Here is a 778-nt window from a genome sequence, read left to right as displayed (position 1 = left end):
CGGTGTTTTCTGCAACCGCATGAGCGCAGGCATCAATCTCTTTGAGTGGGTGTGTTAGCTCTTGTTCTTGTTCCTCACTCTCTTTTTTTCCTTTCTCTTTCCCTTTGCCTTCTTCTAACTCCTCTTTCCTCTCTCTTTCTTTTTTCCCCCCCTTCTCCTCTTCTTCCCTCTCCCTCTTCTCTTTCTTTTTTCCCTCCTCCCCCTTTCTCCTTTCTCCCTTCCCTCCTCTCCTTTTCCTTTTTTTCTTCTCCCTTCCCCCTTCTCCCTCCCCCCCTTTTTCCCCTTCCTTCTTCTCCTTCTCCCCTCCCTCCCTTCCTCTCCCCTCCCCTCCTTCCCCTCTTCCTCTCTTTCCCCCCCCCCTCCTCCTTTCCCCCTCTCTCCCTTTTTTCTCCTTCCTTCTCTCCCCTTTCTTCCTCTCCCTCCTCTCCTTTCTCTCTCCTTTCTTTCTTCCTTTCCCTTTTTTCTCTCTCTCCTTCTTCCCCCTTTCTTTCTTCTTCCCCTTCATCCTCTTTTCTTTTCCCTTTTTCCTTCTCTTTCTCTTTCTTTTTTGTCTTTTCCTCATTTTTCCCCTTCCCCTTTCTCTTTCTTTCCCCCCCTTTTTTCTTTTCCTCTCTTTTTTCCCTTCCTTCCCCCCCCCCCCCTTTCCCCCCTTTTTCTTCTTCCCTTTTTCCCTCTTCCTCCCCTTCTTCTTTTCCTTCCTTTCTTCCTCCTCTTTTCTCTCTTCTCTCCCCTCCTTTCTCCCTTCCTTCCTCCTTTTTTTCTCCCTCTTCCTCCCCCC

1 protein-coding gene and 1 pseudogene are annotated in these 778 nt (G+C 49.2%); both read right to left on the bottom strand.

Going from position 1 to position 778, the window contains the following annotated elements:
- A pseudogene (locus tag A3773_RS18030) lies at positions 1 to 562 on the bottom strand (hypothetical protein); the annotation flags it as partial.
- Positions 559 to 778, bottom strand: a 220-nt coding sequence (locus A3773_RS18420) for a hypothetical protein (protein ID WP_231902233.1), incomplete at its 5' end; no start/stop codon positions are given. The pseudogene A3773_RS18030 and the gene A3773_RS18420, both read right to left, overlap by 4 nt.

It is taken from the genome of Neptuniibacter pectenicola, from assembly GCF_001597735.1.
Taxonomy (GTDB): Bacteria; Pseudomonadota; Gammaproteobacteria; order Pseudomonadales; family Balneatricaceae; genus Neptuniibacter; species Neptuniibacter pectenicola.
This window is presented reverse-complemented; position numbering and strand designations above follow the sequence as displayed.